The sequence below is a fragment of the Actinomycetota bacterium genome (assembly GCA_030650795.1).
Classification (GTDB): Bacteria; Actinomycetota; Actinomycetes; order S36-B12; family S36-B12; genus UBA11398.
Genome location: JAUSDJ010000017.1, coordinates 57,718 through 74,542 on the forward strand (window position 1 = coordinate 57,718; position 16,825 = coordinate 74,542).

The 16,825-nt window shown below is 59.6% G+C and carries 15 protein-coding genes; 1 reads left to right on the plus strand and 14 read right to left on the minus strand.

Going from position 1 to position 16,825, the window contains the following annotated elements; genetic code table 11:
- Positions 1 to 25: 25 nt before the first annotated feature.
- The 9 genes from hisH to Q7L55_04125 are packed head-to-tail and all read right to left on the minus strand — an operon-like array spanning position 26 to position 10,096.
- Positions 26 to 664: an imidazole glycerol phosphate synthase subunit HisH gene (gene hisH / locus Q7L55_04085; protein MDO8731737.1), complete on the minus strand. Its 639-nt coding sequence runs from the start codon at positions 662 to 664 to the stop codon at positions 26 to 28.
- Positions 661 to 1,257 carry an imidazoleglycerol-phosphate dehydratase HisB gene (gene hisB / locus Q7L55_04090; GenBank protein ID MDO8731738.1) on the minus strand — a complete coding sequence of 199 codons (597 nt, stop codon included), beginning with the start codon at positions 1,255 to 1,257 and terminating at the stop codon, positions 661 to 663. Before hisB ends, hisH begins: the two co-directional genes overlap by 4 nt.
- Complete coding sequence (locus tag Q7L55_04095; GenBank protein ID MDO8731739.1) at positions 1,254 to 2,369, minus strand: histidinol-phosphate transaminase; 1,116 nt, start codon at positions 2,367 to 2,369, stop codon at positions 1,254 to 1,256. The genes hisB and Q7L55_04095 overlap by 4 nt, the downstream gene beginning before the upstream one ends.
- Positions 2,366 to 3,703 carry a histidinol dehydrogenase gene (gene hisD, locus Q7L55_04100; protein MDO8731740.1) on the minus strand — a complete coding sequence of 446 codons (1,338 nt, stop codon included), beginning with the start codon at positions 3,701 to 3,703 and terminating at the stop codon, positions 2,366 to 2,368. Before hisD ends, Q7L55_04095 begins: the two co-directional genes overlap by 4 nt.
- 21 nt (positions 3,704 to 3,724) lie before the next feature.
- Positions 3,725 to 4,213 (minus strand): hypothetical protein, encoded by a 489-nt coding sequence (locus Q7L55_04105; GenBank protein MDO8731741.1) that lies wholly within the window; start codon positions 4,211 to 4,213, stop codon positions 3,725 to 3,727.
- On the minus strand, positions 4,213 to 7,749 hold the full coding sequence (dnaE, locus tag Q7L55_04110) for a DNA polymerase III subunit alpha (GenBank protein MDO8731742.1): 3,537 nt from the start codon (positions 7,747 to 7,749) through the stop codon (positions 4,213 to 4,215). The genes Q7L55_04105 and dnaE overlap by 1 nt, the downstream gene beginning before the upstream one ends.
- Before the next feature lie 31 nt (positions 7,750 to 7,780).
- Positions 7,781 to 8,713 (minus strand): RluA family pseudouridine synthase, encoded by a 933-nt coding sequence (locus Q7L55_04115; protein ID MDO8731743.1) that lies wholly within the window; start codon positions 8,711 to 8,713, stop codon positions 7,781 to 7,783.
- Positions 8,710 to 9,231 (minus strand): signal peptidase II, encoded by a 522-nt coding sequence (lspA, locus tag Q7L55_04120; protein MDO8731744.1) that lies wholly within the window; start codon positions 9,229 to 9,231, stop codon positions 8,710 to 8,712. The genes Q7L55_04115 and lspA overlap by 4 nt, the downstream gene beginning before the upstream one ends.
- A 16-nt stretch (positions 9,232 to 9,247) precedes the next feature.
- On the minus strand, positions 9,248 to 10,096 hold the full coding sequence (locus Q7L55_04125) for a TraR/DksA C4-type zinc finger protein (GenBank protein ID MDO8731745.1): 849 nt from the start codon (positions 10,094 to 10,096) through the stop codon (positions 9,248 to 9,250).
- A gap of 114 nt (positions 10,097 to 10,210) precedes the next feature.
- Here Q7L55_04125 and ileS point away from each other — a divergent pair, with 114 nt between their 5' ends.
- The gene (ileS, locus tag Q7L55_04130; protein ID MDO8731746.1) at positions 10,211 to 13,330 is read left to right on the plus strand and encodes an isoleucine--tRNA ligase; all 3,120 of its coding nucleotides are present in this window, start codon (positions 10,211 to 10,213) and stop codon (positions 13,328 to 13,330) included.
- Here ileS and Q7L55_04135 read toward each other — a convergent pair.
- From Q7L55_04135 to ftsZ, 5 genes are all read right to left on the minus strand, one after another.
- A complete protein-coding gene (locus tag Q7L55_04135) occupies positions 13,327 to 13,608 on the minus strand; it encodes a YggT family protein (GenBank protein ID MDO8731747.1) in 282 nt (93 codons plus the stop codon). The genes ileS and Q7L55_04135 overlap by 4 nt on opposite strands.
- Entirely contained in the window at positions 13,608 to 14,168 is a 561-nt protein-coding gene (sepF, locus tag Q7L55_04140; protein MDO8731748.1) for a cell division protein SepF, read from the minus strand. Before sepF ends, Q7L55_04135 begins: the two co-directional genes overlap by 1 nt.
- A gap of 73 nt (positions 14,169 to 14,241) precedes the next feature.
- Positions 14,242 to 14,940 carry a YggS family pyridoxal phosphate-dependent enzyme gene (locus Q7L55_04145; GenBank protein MDO8731749.1) on the minus strand — a complete coding sequence of 233 codons (699 nt, stop codon included), beginning with the start codon at positions 14,938 to 14,940 and terminating at the stop codon, positions 14,242 to 14,244.
- Entirely contained in the window at positions 14,937 to 15,725 is a 789-nt protein-coding gene (locus Q7L55_04150; protein MDO8731750.1) for a polyphenol oxidase family protein, read from the minus strand. The genes Q7L55_04145 and Q7L55_04150 overlap by 4 nt, the downstream gene beginning before the upstream one ends.
- Entirely contained in the window at positions 15,694 to 16,809 is a 1,116-nt protein-coding gene (gene ftsZ / locus Q7L55_04155) for a cell division protein FtsZ (GenBank protein MDO8731751.1), read from the minus strand. The genes Q7L55_04150 and ftsZ overlap by 32 nt, the downstream gene beginning before the upstream one ends.
- Positions 16,810 to 16,825 lie beyond the last annotated feature (16 nt).

A 16,825-nucleotide genomic window follows, 5' to 3' on the forward strand; every position in this document is an offset into this window, starting at 1 on the left:
TGGGTGGAAAAGCGGCAGGCAATGGCTAACTGAGCGAGCGAACCCAGTTGTTGAGCAAGTGCAAGCCAGCATCTCCTGACTTCTCCGGATGGAACTGAGTCGCGCTCAGCGGTCCGTCTTCAACTGCAGCAACGAAATCCTCGCCGTGATGACTCCAGGTCACCTTGGCGGCCGCTTGCCGCTCATTTTGGACGTCCAACTCCCACGAACGCACGGCGTAGGAGTGCACGAAATAGAAGCGCTCTCCCGCGACTCCTTCAAAGAGTTTCGAGTCTGGCGCGATCTGGACGGTGTTCCAACCCATGTGCGGCAGCACCGGTGCCTTCAGGGCTTCAACGACCCCCGGCCATTCGCCCAGGCCATCGGTCTGAATGCCGTGCTCAACCCCGCGATCGAAAAGCACCTGCATGCCTACGCAGATGCCAAGCACAGGTCGTCCGCCCGCGAGTCGTCGACCAACCAGCACATCGCCTCGAGCGGCTCGAATGCCTGCCATGCAAGCGGCATAGGCCCCGACGCCGGGCACGACAAGTCCGTCGGCAGCCATAGCCGCGTCAAAGTCGGCGCTGACGGTGACATCGGCTCCGACCCGTTCCAGCGCGCGGTGAGCCGATCGAAGGTTGCCGGAGCCGTAATCAAGAATGTGAACTGAAGGCGAAGTCACGATGCGGTGAGAGTCCCCTTCGTGGAAGGCACACCGACGACTCGCGGGTCAGCTGTGACAGCTTCGCGAAGCGCGCGCGCCACGGCCTTGAACTGTGCCTCAACAATGTGGTGCGCATTGCGTCCCGAGAGCACGCGAACATGCAAAGTGATCTGCGCCGTGGCAACCAGAGATTCCCAGATGTGGCGTGTCAGCGAAGTGTCGTACGAACCGATGAGTTCGACAATTTCGGGTTCTTCGTGCACGAGAAAAGGCCGACCGGACAGATCAACAACAGCCTGCACCAGACACTCGTCAAGGGGCACAGCAGCGTCACCGAAGCGGCGCAGGCCTGTGCGATCGCCGAGCGCCTCGTTGATTGCTTGACCGAGAGCCAATGCTGTGTCTTCAACAGTGTGATGTGCATCGATGTGCAGATCGCCCTTGGTAGTCACAGTAAGATCAAGCAGACCGTGCTTGGACAACTGCGAAAGCATGTGGTCGTAAAAGGGAACGCCCGTGTCAATCGAATGCACGCCAGTGCCATCAAGATTGAGTTCGACGAGCACTGAACTCTCCTTGGTCTTGCGTTCCACACGTGCGGTCCTATTCATCGGGCCGCCTCCTGTTCGGTTCCTGGTGCCTGCACTAGCGCCTGCCTGAATCTATCGTTCTCTTCTGGAGTGCCGATACTCACGCGCAGCCAGGCCGCCGGCCCGGTTTGTCTGATCAAGACTCCTTGATCCAGCAGCGATTCCCACACCACATCACGATCGACGAACCTGCCGAACAGGATGAAGTTCGCATCGCTCTGCGCAACTTGGTAGCCCTCCGCGATGAGCCAGTTTGAAAGTGCGTCGCGTTCACTGCGCAAAGTGGCGACCTGACCTTGCAATTCATCGGCGAACTGCAGCGCGGTGATGGCAACGCTCTGAGTAACAGCGGAAAGGTGATACGGCAGTCGAACGATGCGCAGTACATCGACTATTGCTCGGCTAGCAGCGGCATAGCCAACTCGTGCACCCGCCAGACCAAAGGCCTTACTCATGGTTCTGGTGACAACAAGATTCGGGTAGCTCGCAAGCAGTTCAAGTGCACTCGGTGTGCCAGCGCTGCGAAATTCGGCGTAGGCCTCGTCGACGATCACGATGGAGCCGATGAGCAAGCAGGCATCGAGCAGCTGAACGAGATCGGCTGTTGGCAGCATGGTGCCGGTCGGGTTATTTGGTGAAGTCAGCAGCACCAGGGTCGGGCGCTGATCCTTGAGCTGACGAATTGCAGCGGCGATAATGATCGAGAAGTCGGCATCGCGAGCAAAGGTCAGGTAGCGAGTGAAGGTGTCGCGCGCGTATTCGGGATACATCGAATACGTCGGATCGAAACTCACCGCAGTGCGGCCGGGTCCTCCAAAAGCCAGGAACAGCTGGTGCATGACCTCGTTTGAACCATTCGCGGCCCATACCTGCTCAGCAGCAAGCTCCACACCTGATTCATTGCCCAAGTAGCGCGCCAGTTGAGCGCGCAACTCCATGGCTTCGCGGTCGGGATAGCGGTGAAGATCCGGTGCGATCGCAACTACGGCAGCGCCCATCGCCTCTGCGATTTCGGCTGGTAGGGCGAAGGGATTCTCGTTGACATTGAGGCGCACCGGGACATCGAGTTGCGGCGCACCGTAGGGAACCGAGCCCACGAGATCCTCGCGAACCGGCAGAAGGAATTGACTCACGAGGACTCGAGATCAATAGGGGTTTCAAGATCACTGAAGCGGGCATGGATGGCCGCACCGTGACTGGGGAGATCCTCGGCATCGGCCAGCGCCAACACATGGGGAGCAACCTGGCGAAGGGCAGCCTCGTCGTATTCGATGATGTGAATTCCGCGCAGAAAAGACTGCACCGACAAGCCCGAGGAGTGCCGTGCAGCGCCGGCGGTAGGCAACACATGATTGGAACCTGCCGCATAGTCGCCCAAGGTCACCGGCGCCCAGGGTCCAACGAAGATCGCGCCTGCATTCTTCACGCGCATCGCCCATTCGCGAGCATCGACAGTCTGAATTTCCAAGTGTTCGGCTGCATACTCATTGACCAAGGCCAGGCCAGCTTCAAGATCATCGACAAGCACGATCGCGCTCTGTGGACCAGCGAGTGCTTCAGAAATGCGCTCTTGATGCTTTGCATCCGGAACTTGGCGGGTGACCTCAGCCTGCACGGCATCGGCAAGACTCAAAGAGGGGGTGACAAGCACTGCGGCAGCCAGCACATCGTGCTCGGCCTGACTGATGAGATCTGCGGCCAGATGCACCGGATCAGCAGAATCGTCAGCAAGGATTGCAATTTCAGTTGGACCAGCCTCGCTGTCGATGCCGATCACCCCCTGCAGTGCTCGTTTTGCTGCCGTGACATAGATGTTTCCGGGCCCGGTGACGAGGTCGACCGGTGCGCACCGTTGTCCATCAGGCAGTTCAACCCCGTAAGCCAGCATCGCAATAGCTTGGGCACCGCCAACGGCATAGACCTCTTCAATACCAAGCAAGGAGCACGCGGCGAGCACTGTTGGGTGCGGCCAGCCACCATGGTCAAGCTGCGGGGGCGAGACCACTGCCAGCGATTGCACCCCTGCAACCTGGGCGGGTACCACATTCATCACCACACTGCTGGGATAGACGGCTCGACCACCTGGCACATAGAGCCCGACCCGAGCCACCGGCAACCAGCGCTCGGTGACCGTGCCACCTCGAGTCACGACGGTACTGATGTCGGTTCTGCGCTGATCGGTGTGAACGATGCGGGCGCGCCGAATTGCTTCCAGCAGTGCCGCACGCACTTGCGGCTCCAACCCTGCCTCGGCCTCGGCAAGTTTCTGGATCGGGACTCGAAGCGACGGCGGTGTGACACCGTCGAGCTTCAGGCTCCAGTCTGCAACCGCCGATGCGCCCTGCTCGCGCACATCATTCAGAATCGGTCTGATGCGGTTGGTTGCGTCGGCAACGTCCATCGCGGCGCGGGGCAGGGTGGTTCGAGGATCAACGATCTTGCCTCGAAGATCAATGCGCCGGATCACGAGTGGAGTTTACGGCAATGGCTAGGCCTTCTTGAGGCCACTCAGCCAGTCACCAAAGGCGAGCACGGTGACAATCCCGGCTGCCGCAATCGGCCACATCATGGCCACCGCGGGCATATGCAGCACTAGTGGTCCATCGATCACCTGATTCTGGGTGCCGGCAAGACCTTCGATCTGTACCCCGCCCAGGATGTGCCCCACCCACCACAGGGCAATGGAGCCAACGATTCCACTCAACACCGCGGCCACAAGAACAGAAATCAGATGCTCACGGCGCATGGTGGCCAAGCCGATCGTCACGAGCACGCCGGCAAGAAGTGCCAGAAAGGCGAATGTCACATCGGAAGCAAGAAATCCGGTGGGCTGAAACTCGACGAGCTGCCCCGACTCGACAACCACCTGCACTCGTGGCGCCAACCGCCACCAGATGACACCAAGGGCCAGGCCTACGACGACTCCAAAGATGAGTCCGGCCACGATGACAGCCGAGGCCTTGCGGGTGGTGGACATCAGCTCAGGCAGTTCGGGCCGAGCAGGGCCTTCAGATCGCCGTACAGCGCAGGAGTTGGAGTCACGCGCAGTTTGTCGTCAAGTCGAAGCACGGTGGTACGCGCTCCGCCGGTCAGATGCAGATGAACTTCTGTGGTGCCCGGATGCACGGCGAGCACTTCTTTCAGTCGATCAACGAGCGGTGGAATGCATCGATTGGCCTGCATGGTCAGTCGGACCGGACCGGCCTCGGCTTCGCTGAAGTCTGGAGCCGTGATCTCCATTGCCACCACGCGAACTCCATCATCGTCACTGCGATCCACTCGCGCCCGAACGATGATGACTGAGTCTTCAACCAACAAAGTGCTGGAGTGTTGATAGGTCTGCGGAAAGACCATGACCTCAACCGAGCCCTCAAGATCTTCCAGATTCACGATCGCCCAAGACGAACCCTGTTTGGTGTTCTTGCGTTGAACCGACGTGACCAAGCCGCCAAGTGTCACGGTGATGCCATCTGCTCGTTCGTCGATGAGCAATGCGGCGATCGAGCGATCAGTGAACTGCGCGAGCAGGCGTTCGGCGCCATGCAGCGGGTGATCGCTGACATACAAGCCGAGCATGTCGCGCTCATTTGCAAGCAGGACTCGCTTCTCCCATTCGCCGATGGAGATGTCTGGAGGAGTGACGAGGGTATTGTCGTGCGAAGCATCAAGCCCGCCGAAGAGATCAAACTGGCCAACTGCCTCGGCGCGCTTGATATCGACGGCCGAATCCACGACCTGTTCGTGAACCGAGATCAAGCCCTTGCGCGTGTGACCAAGTGAATCAAAGGCACCTGCCTTGATCAGTGATTCAACGACCCGCTTATTGCAGACTGTGGCTTCGACTTGCGCGATGAAGTCGTGAAAGTCAGCGAAGCGTCCGACTTTGCGGCGAGTGCCGATGATCGAATCCACGACGTTGGCGCCGACATTGCGAATTGCTGACAGCCCGAAGCGAATATCGGTGCCCCGCGGCGTGAAATCAAAGTCAGAGTCATTGACATCGGGCGGTAGCACCTTGATGCCCATGCGACGGCACTCGTTCAAATAAATTGCTGAGCGGTCCTTGTCATCCTTCACGCTCGTCAGCAGCGCTGCCATGTACTCCGATGGGAAGTTTGCCTTCAGATAGGCAGTCCAAAAGGAGACGAGTCCGTATCCCGCAGAGTGCGCTTTGTTGAATGCGTAATCCGAGAAGGGCACAAGGATGTCCCAGAGAGTGTCAATCGCGCGGTCGCCGAAGCCATTGGCTTGCATGCCTTCGCGGAACGGCACGAGCTCCTTGTCGAGGATCGACTTCTTCTTCTTGCCCATTGCGCGGCGCAGCAGATCGGCTTTGCCCAGCGAGTAGCCAGCGAGCTTTTGGGCAATTGCCATCACCTGCTCCTGATACACGATCAAGCCATAGGTATCGCCAAGAATCTCTTCGAGCGATTCGGCAAGTTCTGGATGAATTGGCGTGACCGGCTTGCGATTGTTCTTGCGATCGGCGTAGTCATTGTGCGCATTGGCGCCCATCGGACCAGGTCGATACAAAGCGATGACTGCTGAAATATCTTCGAAGTTGTCGGGCTGAAGCGAACGAAGCAGCGCGCGCATCGGGCCGCCATCAAGTTGGAATACGCCGAGGGTGTCACCCCGCGAGAGCAGTTCGTAGGTGGGGCCATCTGCCAAGGGCAAGGTTTCCAGCACCACCGTTTCGCCGCGGTTGGCAAGAATGTGGGCGAGACAATCATCGAGCACGGTGAGGTTGCGCAAGCCCAGGAAATCCATCTTCAACAGCCCAAGGCTCTCGCAAGCGCCCATGTCGAACTGGGTGATGACGGAGCCATCCTGCTCGCGACGCCAGATGGGCAGGACATCCAGCAGCGGTTCGCGGCACAGGATCACGCCGGCCGCGTGAACGCCTGGTTGACGCTTCAAACCTTCCAGCCCCTTGGCTGTTTCCACGACTGTGCTGGCGTCAACATCGGCTTCGACGAGCGCGCGGAACTCAGCGCCTTCTGAGTAGCGATCGTGCTTCGGATCGAACATGCCCGCGAGCGAAATATCGCGGCCCATCACTGCTGGCGGCAAAGCCTTGGTGATGCGGTCACCAAGGGCATACGGAAAGCCGAGCACTCGAGCGCTGTCCTTGATCGCTGCCTTGGCCTTGATGGAGCCGTAGGTGATGATCTGCGCAACGTGCTCCTCGCCATAGCGATTTGTTGCGTAACGGATCATGTCGGAGCGACGGCGATCATCGAAGTCGATGTCAATATCAGGCATGCTGATGCGCTCGGGATTCAAGAAGCGCTCGAACAGCAGGCCGTGCTTGATCGGATCAAGCTCGGTGATGCCAAGCGCGTAGGAGATCATCGAACCAGCGGCTGAACCTCGCCCTGGGCCAACGCGAATACCGTTGTCCTTCGCATACTGCACAAGGTCAGCAACAACGAGGAAGTAACCGGGGAAGCCCATCTGCATGATGACGCCGACTTCATACTCAGCCTGCGTTCGCACGTTATCCAGGATGCCCTCGGGGTAGCGCTTGTGCAGACCGCGCTCAACCTCTTTGACCAGCCACGACTCTTCGGACTCACCAGCGGGCACTGGGAATTGCGGCATGAGGTTCGCGCCCTCAGTGAACGTGACTTCGCATCGCTCTGCGATGAGCAAGGTGTTTTCAAGGGCTTCGGGAAGCTCACTCCAGACTGAGCGCATCTCAGCAGCTGACTTCAAATAGAAATCGCGCGCATCGAAACGGAAGCGCTTGGGGTCATCCATCGTTGTTCGCGTGCCGATGCACAGCAGGACATCGTGAGTATCTGCATCGCTCGCCCGCACATAGTGCAGGTCATTGGTGGCGACCAAAGGAAGATCCAAGGAGTGGGCGATGCGCATCAAATCCGTGCGGAACTTGGTTTCGATCTGAAGGCCATGATCCATGACTTCACAGAAGTAATTGCCGGCGCCAAGAATGTCGCGATAGTCAGCTGCTGCTGCCAAGGCCTTGTCGTACTGGCCCGCTTGCAGCCACCTATTTACCTCGCCACTTGGGCAGCCTGTGGTGCCGATCAGGCCCTTGCCGTAGCGCTGCAACAGATCTCGATCAAAGCGCGGCTTGTGGTAATAGCCCTCAAGACTGGCGAGTGAGGAAAGGCGAAAGAGGTTGTGCATGCCCGCAGTGGTCTCTGACCACAGGGTCATATGCGTGTAGCTCTGCTTGCCACGACCAGCGGTTGGATCCTCGGGCGTTCCTTCGTCGAAACCGCCGCCGAAATCGAACTGGCGACGCTCGAATCGACCTTGCGGGGCGTAGTAGCCCTCGAGTCCGATGATCGCCTTGATGCCGTGCTGCTTGGCCTTGCTGTAGAAGTCATAGGCGCCATACAGATTGCCGTGATCAGTCATCGCGATGGCAGGCATGCCCATTTTGGCGGCCTCACCAAGGAGATCATCAAGGCGCGCAGCGCCGTCGAGCATGGAGTATTCAGTGTGCACGTGGAGGTGGACGAACTGATCCTCCGAAGTCATTGACCCACTCTAACTTCGGTCGCGAGCCTGCTCAGGCCGACTCGCGGAGCCGCGCCAGGGCGGTGGCCAGATCGAGCGGATACTGGCTCGTGACCACTATCCGGTCACCTGATGAGGGGTGCTCAAAGCCCAGGGAGACGGCGTGCAGCCATTGCCGTTCCAGCCCCAGACGCTTGGACAGAGTCGGATCTGCGCCGTAGGTGAGGTCGCCCACGCAGGGGTGGCGCATGGCCGACATATGGACGCGAATCTGGTGGGTGCGGCCCGTCTCAAGATGCACCTCAACCAGTGACGCATGCGCGAAGGCCTCGAGGGTCTCGTAGTGCGTGATGCTGGGCTTGCCGCCGGCAACCACGGCGAATCGATAGTCGTGGTGCGGGTGACGATCGATGGGTGCATCGATGGTCCCGCGGAAGGGATCCAGCTGGCCCTGCACGACCGCGTGGTAGATCTTTTCGACAGTGCGGTCTTTGAACTGACGCTTCAGACTCGTGTAGGCGCGCTCGCTCTTGGCCACGACCATCACTCCTGAAGTGCCGACGTCCAGGCGATGCACGATTCCGGTGCGCTCGGCCGCTCCAGAGGTTGAGATCCGGTACCCCGCGGCCGCCAGCCCACCAACAACGGTTGGCCCGGTCCAGCCCGGACTCGGATGGGCCGCAACTCCTACCGGCTTGTCGACGACCACGCAGTCGTCATCGTCGTAGAGCACACGCATGCCCGGCACGAGCTGCGGCGCCTCATCAATAGACGATTTGGGCTCGAGTGCATCCAGATCGACTTGCAGCATCGATCCGACCAGCAAGCGATCGCTCTTGATCAAGGGCTTGCCGTCTTGCAGGACCAGCCCGGCATCAATGAGTGCTGCGGCCTTGGTGCGCGACAGGCCGAGCATGCGGGTCAGCGCAACGTCGACTCGCTCGCCCTCCAGCCCATCGGGGATGGGCAGCATCCGCTCGGTCATGCGTTCACGGCGACGGACCCTCGGTAGTCCACGCCCTTCAACGCCAGTACGACCATGAGTACCGCCGAGCACGTGATGCTCATGTCGGCCACATTGAAGACTGGGAAATTCGGCAATTGAATGAAATCCACGACATAGCCCTGACCCACGCCCGGCTCACGAATGAGTCGATCGGTGAGATTGCCCAGCAGTCCGCCCAGCAGTCCGCCCAAGGCGATTGCCCACGCCACACTGCCAAGTTCGCGCGCCGATCGGACGATGACCACGGCAACCACAATGGCCACGATGCTGAAGATCCAGGTGTATCCGGCGCCCAGGCTGAAGGCGGCTCCGGTGTTCTGGGTGTACGTCAGGCGCAAGACCGAGCCGATGACTTCAATCGGCCCTTCCCCACCTATATACATGCGGGGACGCAATTCAGCGATAGCCCAAACTTTAGCAAGCTGATCGACAATGACCACGCCAAGTGCAACGAGAACCAGCGAGACGATTGGCCGAGTACTGCGCCGGGAGCTCACTTGAGCACTCTAGTGACTAGAGCGAAAGCCTCTCGTCGGCCTGCTTGCACACCAGACACAAGGTGGCACGTGGGAATGCCTGTAGGCGGTACTTGCCAATTGGCTTGCCACAGGACTCGCATGCGCCATAAGTGCCGGTGTCCAAGCGTGCGATCGCATGCGTGACCTGCACGAGCATGTCGCGCGCATTGTTCGCCAACGACATCTCGTGCTCGCGCTCGAAGGTCTTGCTGCCGGCATCGGCTTGGTCGTCGCCAGCGCCCTCGCCCGAATCACGAATGAGATCGGCAAGACCTGCATCAGCATTGTCGAGTTCGTCTTCAAGTCGCTGGACGTCCAATAGCAGCGCAGCACGCACTTGCTTGAGTTCAGCGGTTGTCCACGGCGATTCGTCCTCGCGCACCATCGGCTTGCCTGAGGGAGCCAGCTGGCGCTTGGCGACCTTCTTGGCTGGCACGGCCTTCTTGGCCGGGGCAGCTGGAGCGACAACAGGTACACGTGCGGGGGCGATGGCCTTCTTCGCTGGCACGGCCTTCTTCGCGATCGGCTTGACTGGCGGCTTGGGAGCTGGCACCGCCTTCTTGGCAATCGGCTTCGCAGGGGCTTTCTTCGCCGGTACCGCCTTCTTGGCCACGGCAGCCTTCTTCGCCGGAGCAGCCTTCTTCGCCACGGCAGCCTTGGCCGGTGAATTCTTCGCCGGTACCGCCTTCTTCGCGATCGGCCTTGCCGGGGCTTTCTTCGCCGGTACCGCCTTCTTGGCCACGGCAGCCTTCTTCACTGGAGCCGACTTGCTGGCCGGGGCTGCCTTCTTGGCCACGGCAGCCTTCTTCGCCGGCGGCTTCACCGGTGATTTCTTCGCAACCATGGTGCTCCCTATTCTTGTGATTTCGGCGGAGCCTAGAACATGCATACAAGCGCTCCCGGCTGCCGCGCCGGAAGACAGGTATCCTGCCCTCTGCCTTCCATCGCTAGGAGTTCCATGTATCGCGCTGTGCCCGCGCAGATCGACTTGCCCGCGATGGAGCACGAGATCTTGAATCTATGGGAGTCGCAATCCACCTTTGCCCGATCCCTCGAGCAGAGTGCTGGCCGACCGACTTGGGTCTTCTACGAGGGCCCGCCAACGGCAAATGGCACTCCTGGCACCCACCACGTGGAGGCCCGAGCCTTCAAGGACATCTTCCCACGCTATCGGACGATGAAGGGCTACCACGTTCCGCGACAAGCGGGCTGGGACTGCCACGGCCTGCCAGTTGAACTCGCGGTCGAAAAGGAACTTGGGTTCACCGGCAAACAGGACATCGAGGCCTTCGGCGTAGCCGAATTCAACGACCGCTGCCGCGAGTCAGTCCTGCAGCACGTTGGTGAGTTCACTGAGATGACTCGACGAATGGGCTACTGGGTCGACATGGACAGCGCCTACTGGACCATGGATGCCAGTTACGTCCAGAGCGTGTGGTGGTCGCTGAAGCAGATCTTCGACAAGGGACTCCTTGTTCAGGATCACCGAGTTGCGCCTTACTGCCCACGCTGCGGGACTGGGCTGTCAGATCACGAACTCGCACAGGGCTACGAAACAGTTGTTGATCCCTCCGTCTACGTGCGATTTCCCATCACTGATGCAGAGTTCTTGGATACGTATCCCGGAGCGGCACTGCTTGTCTGGACGACCACCCCGTGGACCTTGGTCTCCAATACGGCAGTCGCCGTCAAGCCCAACGCGCAATATGTCGTCGCACGCTTGGCCGACGGCGAGCTTCTCGTAGTGGCGCAGGAACTGGCCTCATCACTGTTTGGCGAAGACTTCGAAGTGCTGGCTCAGATGCCAGGTTCCGCACTTGAGCGGTTGAGCTACGAACGTCCTTTTGATCTGATCGATATTCCCGATGCGCACTACGTGATTCTCGCTGAGTACGTCACCACAGATGACGGCACCGGATTGGTGCACCAGGCTCCGGCCTTTGGCGCTGACGACCTTGCGAGTTGCCGGGCCTACGGACTGCCGGTGGTGAACCCAGTGCGTGCCGACGGGCACTTCAATGACGATGTACCGCTTGTGGGCGGAGTGTTCTTCAAGAAAGCTGACGAAGCGCTCGTCACCATGCTCGAGGCAAGCGGGAAGATGTTCAGGCACGTGCAATACGAGCATTCCTACCCGCACTGCTGGAGATGCCACACCCCCCTGATCTATTACGCACAGCCTTCTTGGTACATCCGCACCACGGCGATCAAGGATGCATTGATCGCCCAGAATGAATCGACCAATTGGTTCCCCAGCACCATCAAGCATGGCCGCTTCGGTGACTGGCTGGAGAACAATGTCGACTGGGCGCTGTCGCGCAATCGTTATTGGGGCACTCCACTTCCGATCTGGCGATGTGAGAACGACCATCTGCTTGCCGTGGGCTCACTCGCCGAACTGAGCGAACTCGCTGGTCGAGATGTCTCGGACACTGACCCGCATAGGCCATTCGTCGATGACATCACCCTGCCCTGCCCGACTTGCTCGGCAACAGCAACGCGAGTACCCGAGGTCATCGACTGCTGGTACGACTCCGGCGCGATGCCCTTCGCCGCTGTTGGCTACCCGCAGAGCGATATCGATTTCCAGGCGCAATACCCGGCCGATTTCATCTGCGAGGCCATCGATCAGACGCGGGGCTGGTTCTACACATTGATGGCCATCGGCACTCTGGTCTTTGAAGAGTCCTCATATAAGAACGTGGTCTGCCTTGGTCACATCCTCGATGAGGATGGCCGCAAGATGAGCAAGCACCTTGGCAATGTCCTTGAGCCCATCGGACTGATGAACGACCACGGCGCAGATGCCGTGCGCTGGTTCATGCTCGCCAGCGGCTCCCCGTGGCAAGCACGTCGAGTCGGGCATGCGGCCATCGGCGATGTCGTGCGCAAGACCCTGCTCACTTATTGGAACACCGTCGCCTTCCAATCGCTCTACGGACGGTTGGCCGATTGGGATCCCGCTACGCCAGCGCCTGCTCCGGCACAGCGGCCAGTGATTGACCGCTGGTTGCTCTCCGAGGCCAATCGACTGACTATCGAGGTGGATGCTGCACTCGACCAGTTCGATACTCAGCGCGCCGGGCGACTCCTGGCTTCCTTCGTCGATGACCTTTCAAACTGGTACGTGCGTCGATCGCGTCGTCGCTTCTGGGATGGCGATCCCGCGGCTCTTGCCACTCTTCATGAGGCACTTCGCATCACCACTCTCTGCATGGCCCCGTTCACGCCGTTCATCACTGAACGGGTGTGGCAGGACCTGATGACTGACGGGGCTGGCGCTGACTCGGTGCACCTCCAGTCCTGGCCAAGTGCGGACCCGGCTCTGGTTGACGACAAGCTCGCCAAGGACATGGCACTTGTGCGGCGCATCGTTGAACTGGGTCGTGCCGCGCGGGCATCAAGTGCAGTTCGCACTCGTCAGCCATTGCGTCGCGCGCTCATCTCAGCAACCGGCTGGGCTGAACTATCTGAAGAACTGATCGATCAGGTCTGTGAAGAGTTGAATATTGGCAGCACCGATGCCCTCGACTCAGACGAAGCTGGCTTCGTGGATATCTCAATGAAGGCGAACTTCCGCGCCCTTGGTCAGCGCTTTGGCAAGCAGACCCCTCTGGTGGCAAATGCCATTGCTGAAGCCGATGCGGCTGCAATCCACGCCTCACTTCGCTCGAATGGAGCAGCCACTATTGAGGTGAGTGAACTTGGTTCGCTTGCCATCACGGCCGATGAAGTGATCGTGACCGAAACTCCACGCGAGGGTTGGGCTGTGGCCTCTGAGGGTGGCGAGAGCATCGCTCTTGATCTGGTGATCACTGATGAGTTGCGCCGAGCAGGCCTGGCAAGAGAAGTAGTTCGCGCAATTCAGGAGGCGCGCAAGAACGCCGGATTCGAGATCTCAGATCGCATCAGTATCTGGTGGACAAGTGCCGATGCCGATGCACTGCTGATGTGGGAAAAGCACTCGGACGAAATTGCTGCTGAAGTGCTGGCCACTGAAGTGAGTCAGGCCAGTGGTGGGCAAGTTGAAGTGCTCGTGCCGGACCTTGATTTGCATCTGGCCATCACGCGAAACTAGCGCGAGAGCAAACTGATCAATACCTGCAACACGATCAGCAGCAGCAAGAACGAGAAATCCAGCGCCACGCCACCGAGGCGAACAGGTGGAATGAACCTGCGCAGAAATCGAAGCGGTGGATCAGTGAGCGAATAGATGCCTTCAGCGATCACCAGGATTGCTCCGCGCGGACGCCAAGAGCGAGCAAATATCTGGAGGAGATCAAGAATGATCCGCGCGAAGAAAACGAGTTGGTAAAGAAACAGAATTGTGGCAAGGATCTGCCCAACTTCGCCCATCAGCTCTGGTTAAAGAAGCCGTCTTGTGCTATTTGCGCACGTGCGGCCTCACCGACATCGACATTCGCCGGCGAGAGTAAGAAGACCTTGTTGGTGATGCGCTCGATCGTGCCTTGCATGCCAAATACCAGGCCTGCAGCGAAATCGATAATGCGCTTGGCGTCCGCATCATCGAGCTCGGTGAGGTTCATGATCACGGGAACGCCTGCGCGGTAGTCCTCGCCGATCTGACGCGCATCGTTGTAACTGCGCGGATGCACAGTCTCGATGCGACTGAACTCAAGCGGCGCGATTGGGCGACGATCTGCCAGCGGAGCAGTCGTAGGTCGGCGATCAGGGATGGCGTCGCTGCGGAAAGTGCGAACTGCGCGAGTGTCTGGCAGCGGCTTCACACTTCGGCTTTGGTAGCGATCATCCTCACGCTCTTCGTAGGCAGGTCGGCGATCGCGGGTGCGCACATCGCGCCGTACATCCTCGTACTCGTCGTCGAACTGATCATCATGATCATCGTCCTCGACGAGGCCGAGATACACGGCCATCTTGCGCATTGCGCCAGCCATGAGACAGGGACCTCCTAGATCGCCTTCGAAACGTGTTCCTGTTGAAGCAGTTTCGCCTTACTGATCCCACAGGCTACTTCAGAGGCGGACGGTTCCCGAGTATCGCGCCCCCGATGCGCACCTGTGTCGCACCACAGGCAATAGCCGCCTCAAGATCGCCACTCATCCCGGCCGAGATAACCGTGGCCTCTGGAGCAAGCTTCAGGACCGCTTCATGGGCCTTGGGCAAGGCGCCGAAGGCAAGCAAGGGGTCTGCTCCCAAGGGGGCAACAGCCATCACGCCGGAAAGTCGAAGGCCGGGAAGGCGAAGGACATGCGAAGTCAATTGCGCTACGTCAGCAATGCTCACTCCACCACGTCCGGCCTGTTCGGCTGGAGCCAAGGAAACTTGAATCAGGACCTCCAGAATCTTGGCTGCGTTGACTGCCGCTGAGGAGAGCGCATCGGCAAGTTCGGGCCGATCGACCGACTCGACTACGTCGGCCCACTCAAGAATCTGTCGCGTCTTCCTGCGCTGCACCTGCCCGATCATGTGCCAGCGCATTGGCTTGGTGCACTCAGCCCGCTTCGAACGAGCCTCCTGATCACGGCTCTCACCCACATCAGTGCAGCCAAGTTCGGCGAGCAATTCCAGATCAACAGCGGGGAAGGTCTTGGTCACGGGCAGCAAGATCACGCTTTCGACTGATCGCCCGGCCTCAGCGCAAGCAGCGGCGATCCTTTGCCGCACGAATGCAAGGTTCTGCTCAAGCTCGACACGCCTAATCGTCATAACGCCACGATCATGCCCTGTCGGCCAGTGCGTCCGTCTGCGCGATAGGAAAATAATTGCGCGTCGGTAGCCGTGCAACGTGTGATTGAACTGAATGCGACTCCATGGAGTCGCAACTGCGCGTGGACACCTGCGCGCATATCTAGATGCCACTGATTTGCGCGTTCATGCGCTGTGGCCGCGAACACTTCAGCGGGCAATTGCTCCCTGAGTTCGTCCACACATTCGCGACCAACCGGATAGCAATCAACACATATGGCCGGACCCGTCACAGCGCGGATTCCTTGAGCGCCGTGTGCACGCATTTCACCGATGGCAGCCGCCACCACTCCGAGTCCAAGACTGCGCCAACCGCAATGCACAGCAGCAATAACTCCAGCATGAGGATCGGACAGCACTATCGGCACACAGTCGGCCGCCAGTGCAAGCAGTCCCAACCCAGGCAAAGTCGTCACTACTGCGTCCGCGCTGCGCGCGATACCGGCGGCAGTGGCGAACTCCACTCGTGCGCCGTGCTGCGCATCAAGAACGTTGACATCGGTCACGCCCACGAGTTGTCCGGCGCTCAGTCGATTCTGCTCGACCGAATCGACGTCATCGCCAACAGTGAGCGAGAGATTGAAATCGAGGAAATTGCCAGAACTGATCCCTCCAAAACGACCAGTGGCCGCCCAGTTGACTGGACGGCCACCAGGTGTCGCCGGGCAAAAACGCCCGACGGCAACGGGATTCATAAGGATCTGGGGAAGTTCCTTATTTGAGGAAGTCGGGGATGTCGAGATCATCGTCGGCGTCGTCGAACACAATGGTTCGAGCTGGCTGCACTGGCCGTGCAGCAGGCGAGGTCACGATTGGAACCTCACCAGTGGTGGTTGGCGTCGCTTCCGCTGACCGGCGCGTGGCAGCAGTGCGTGGGGGTGGCTCTCCGCCATCGAAGCCCGCAGCGATCACGGTGACCCGAACCTCGTCGCCAAGGGTGTCGTCAATAACCGCGCCGAAGATAATGTTGGCATCTGGGTGAGCAGCATCGGCGACCAGTCGAGCAGCCTCGTTGATCTCAAAGAGACCAAGATCGCTGCCGCCGGAGATCGACAACAGCACTCCATGCGCTCCATCGATGCCGGCTTCAAGCAGTGGACTCGAGATTGCCTTCTCAGCTGCTTCTACTGCGCGATCTTCACCGCGGGCCGAACCGATTCCCATGAGCGCTGAACCAGCGGAGTGCATGATGCTCTTGACGTCTGCGAAGTCGAGGTTGATCAAGCCCGGGGTCGTGATGAGATCGGTAATGCCCGAGACACCTTGCAGCAATACGTGATCGGCTTGACGGAATGCATCGATGACACTGATGTTGCGATCCGACAGCGACAGCAGTCGGTCGTTCGGAATGACGATGAGGGTGTCGACCTCGGCGCGCAGATTGTCAATGCCGACATCGGCCTGCGACTGGCGACGACGTCCTTCGAAACCAAATGGACGCGTAACAACGCCAATGGTGAGTGCGCCGAGCGAACGTGCGATAGCGGCAACAACTGGTGCGCCACCAGTACCCGTGCCGCCTCCTTCGCCCGCCGTGACGAAGACCATGTCGGCACCTTTGAGCACCTCTTCGATCTCCTCTTTGTGATCGTCGGCTGCCTTCTTGCCGACCTCAGGGTTGGCGCCAGCGCCGAGCCCGCGAGTCAGTTCGCGACCGATATCGAGCTTGACGTCTGCGTCGCTCATCAGGAGTGCCTGCGCATCGGTGTTGATGGCGATGAACTCCACGCCCTTCAGACCGACCTCAATCATTCGATTGACCGCATTGACACCGCCGCCGCCGATTCCGACAACCTTGATGACCGCGAGATAATTCTGTGGAGCCGCCACTGCGCTTCCCTTCATT

What these genes read in the sequence shown, in the direction of transcription:
- hisB (MDO8731738.1), bottom strand. Translation starts at nt 1,257, where the DNA reads ATGAATAGGACCGCACGTGTGGAACGCAAGACCAAGGAGAGTTCAGTG.
- Q7L55_04105 (MDO8731741.1), bottom strand. Translation starts at nt 4,213, where the DNA reads ATGTCCACCACCCGCAAGGCCTCGGCTGTCATCGTGGCCGGACTCATC.
- dnaE (MDO8731742.1), bottom strand. Translation starts at nt 7,749, where the DNA reads ATGACTTCGGAGGATCAGTTCGTCCACCTCCACGTGCACACTGAATAC.
- Q7L55_04115 (MDO8731743.1), bottom strand. Translation starts at nt 8,713, where the DNA reads ATGACCGAGCGGATGCTGCCCATCCCCGATGGGCTGGAGGGCGAGCGA.
- Q7L55_04125 (MDO8731745.1), bottom strand. Translation starts at nt 10,096, where the DNA reads ATGGTTGCGAAGAAATCACCGGTGAAGCCGCCGGCGAAGAAGGCTGCC.
- ileS (MDO8731746.1), top strand. Translation starts at nt 10,211, where the DNA reads ATGTATCGCGCTGTGCCCGCGCAGATCGACTTGCCCGCGATGGAGCAC.
- Q7L55_04135 (MDO8731747.1), bottom strand. Translation starts at nt 13,608, where the DNA reads ATGGGCGAAGTTGGGCAGATCCTTGCCACAATTCTGTTTCTTTACCAA.
- sepF (MDO8731748.1), bottom strand. Translation starts at nt 14,168, where the DNA reads ATGGCTGGCGCAATGCGCAAGATGGCCGTGTATCTCGGCCTCGTCGAG.
- Q7L55_04145 (MDO8731749.1), bottom strand. Translation starts at nt 14,940, where the DNA reads ATGACGATTAGGCGTGTCGAGCTTGAGCAGAACCTTGCATTCGTGCGG.
- Q7L55_04150 (MDO8731750.1), bottom strand. Translation starts at nt 15,725, where the DNA reads ATGATCTCGACATCCCCGACTTCCTCAAATAAGGAACTTCCCCAGATC.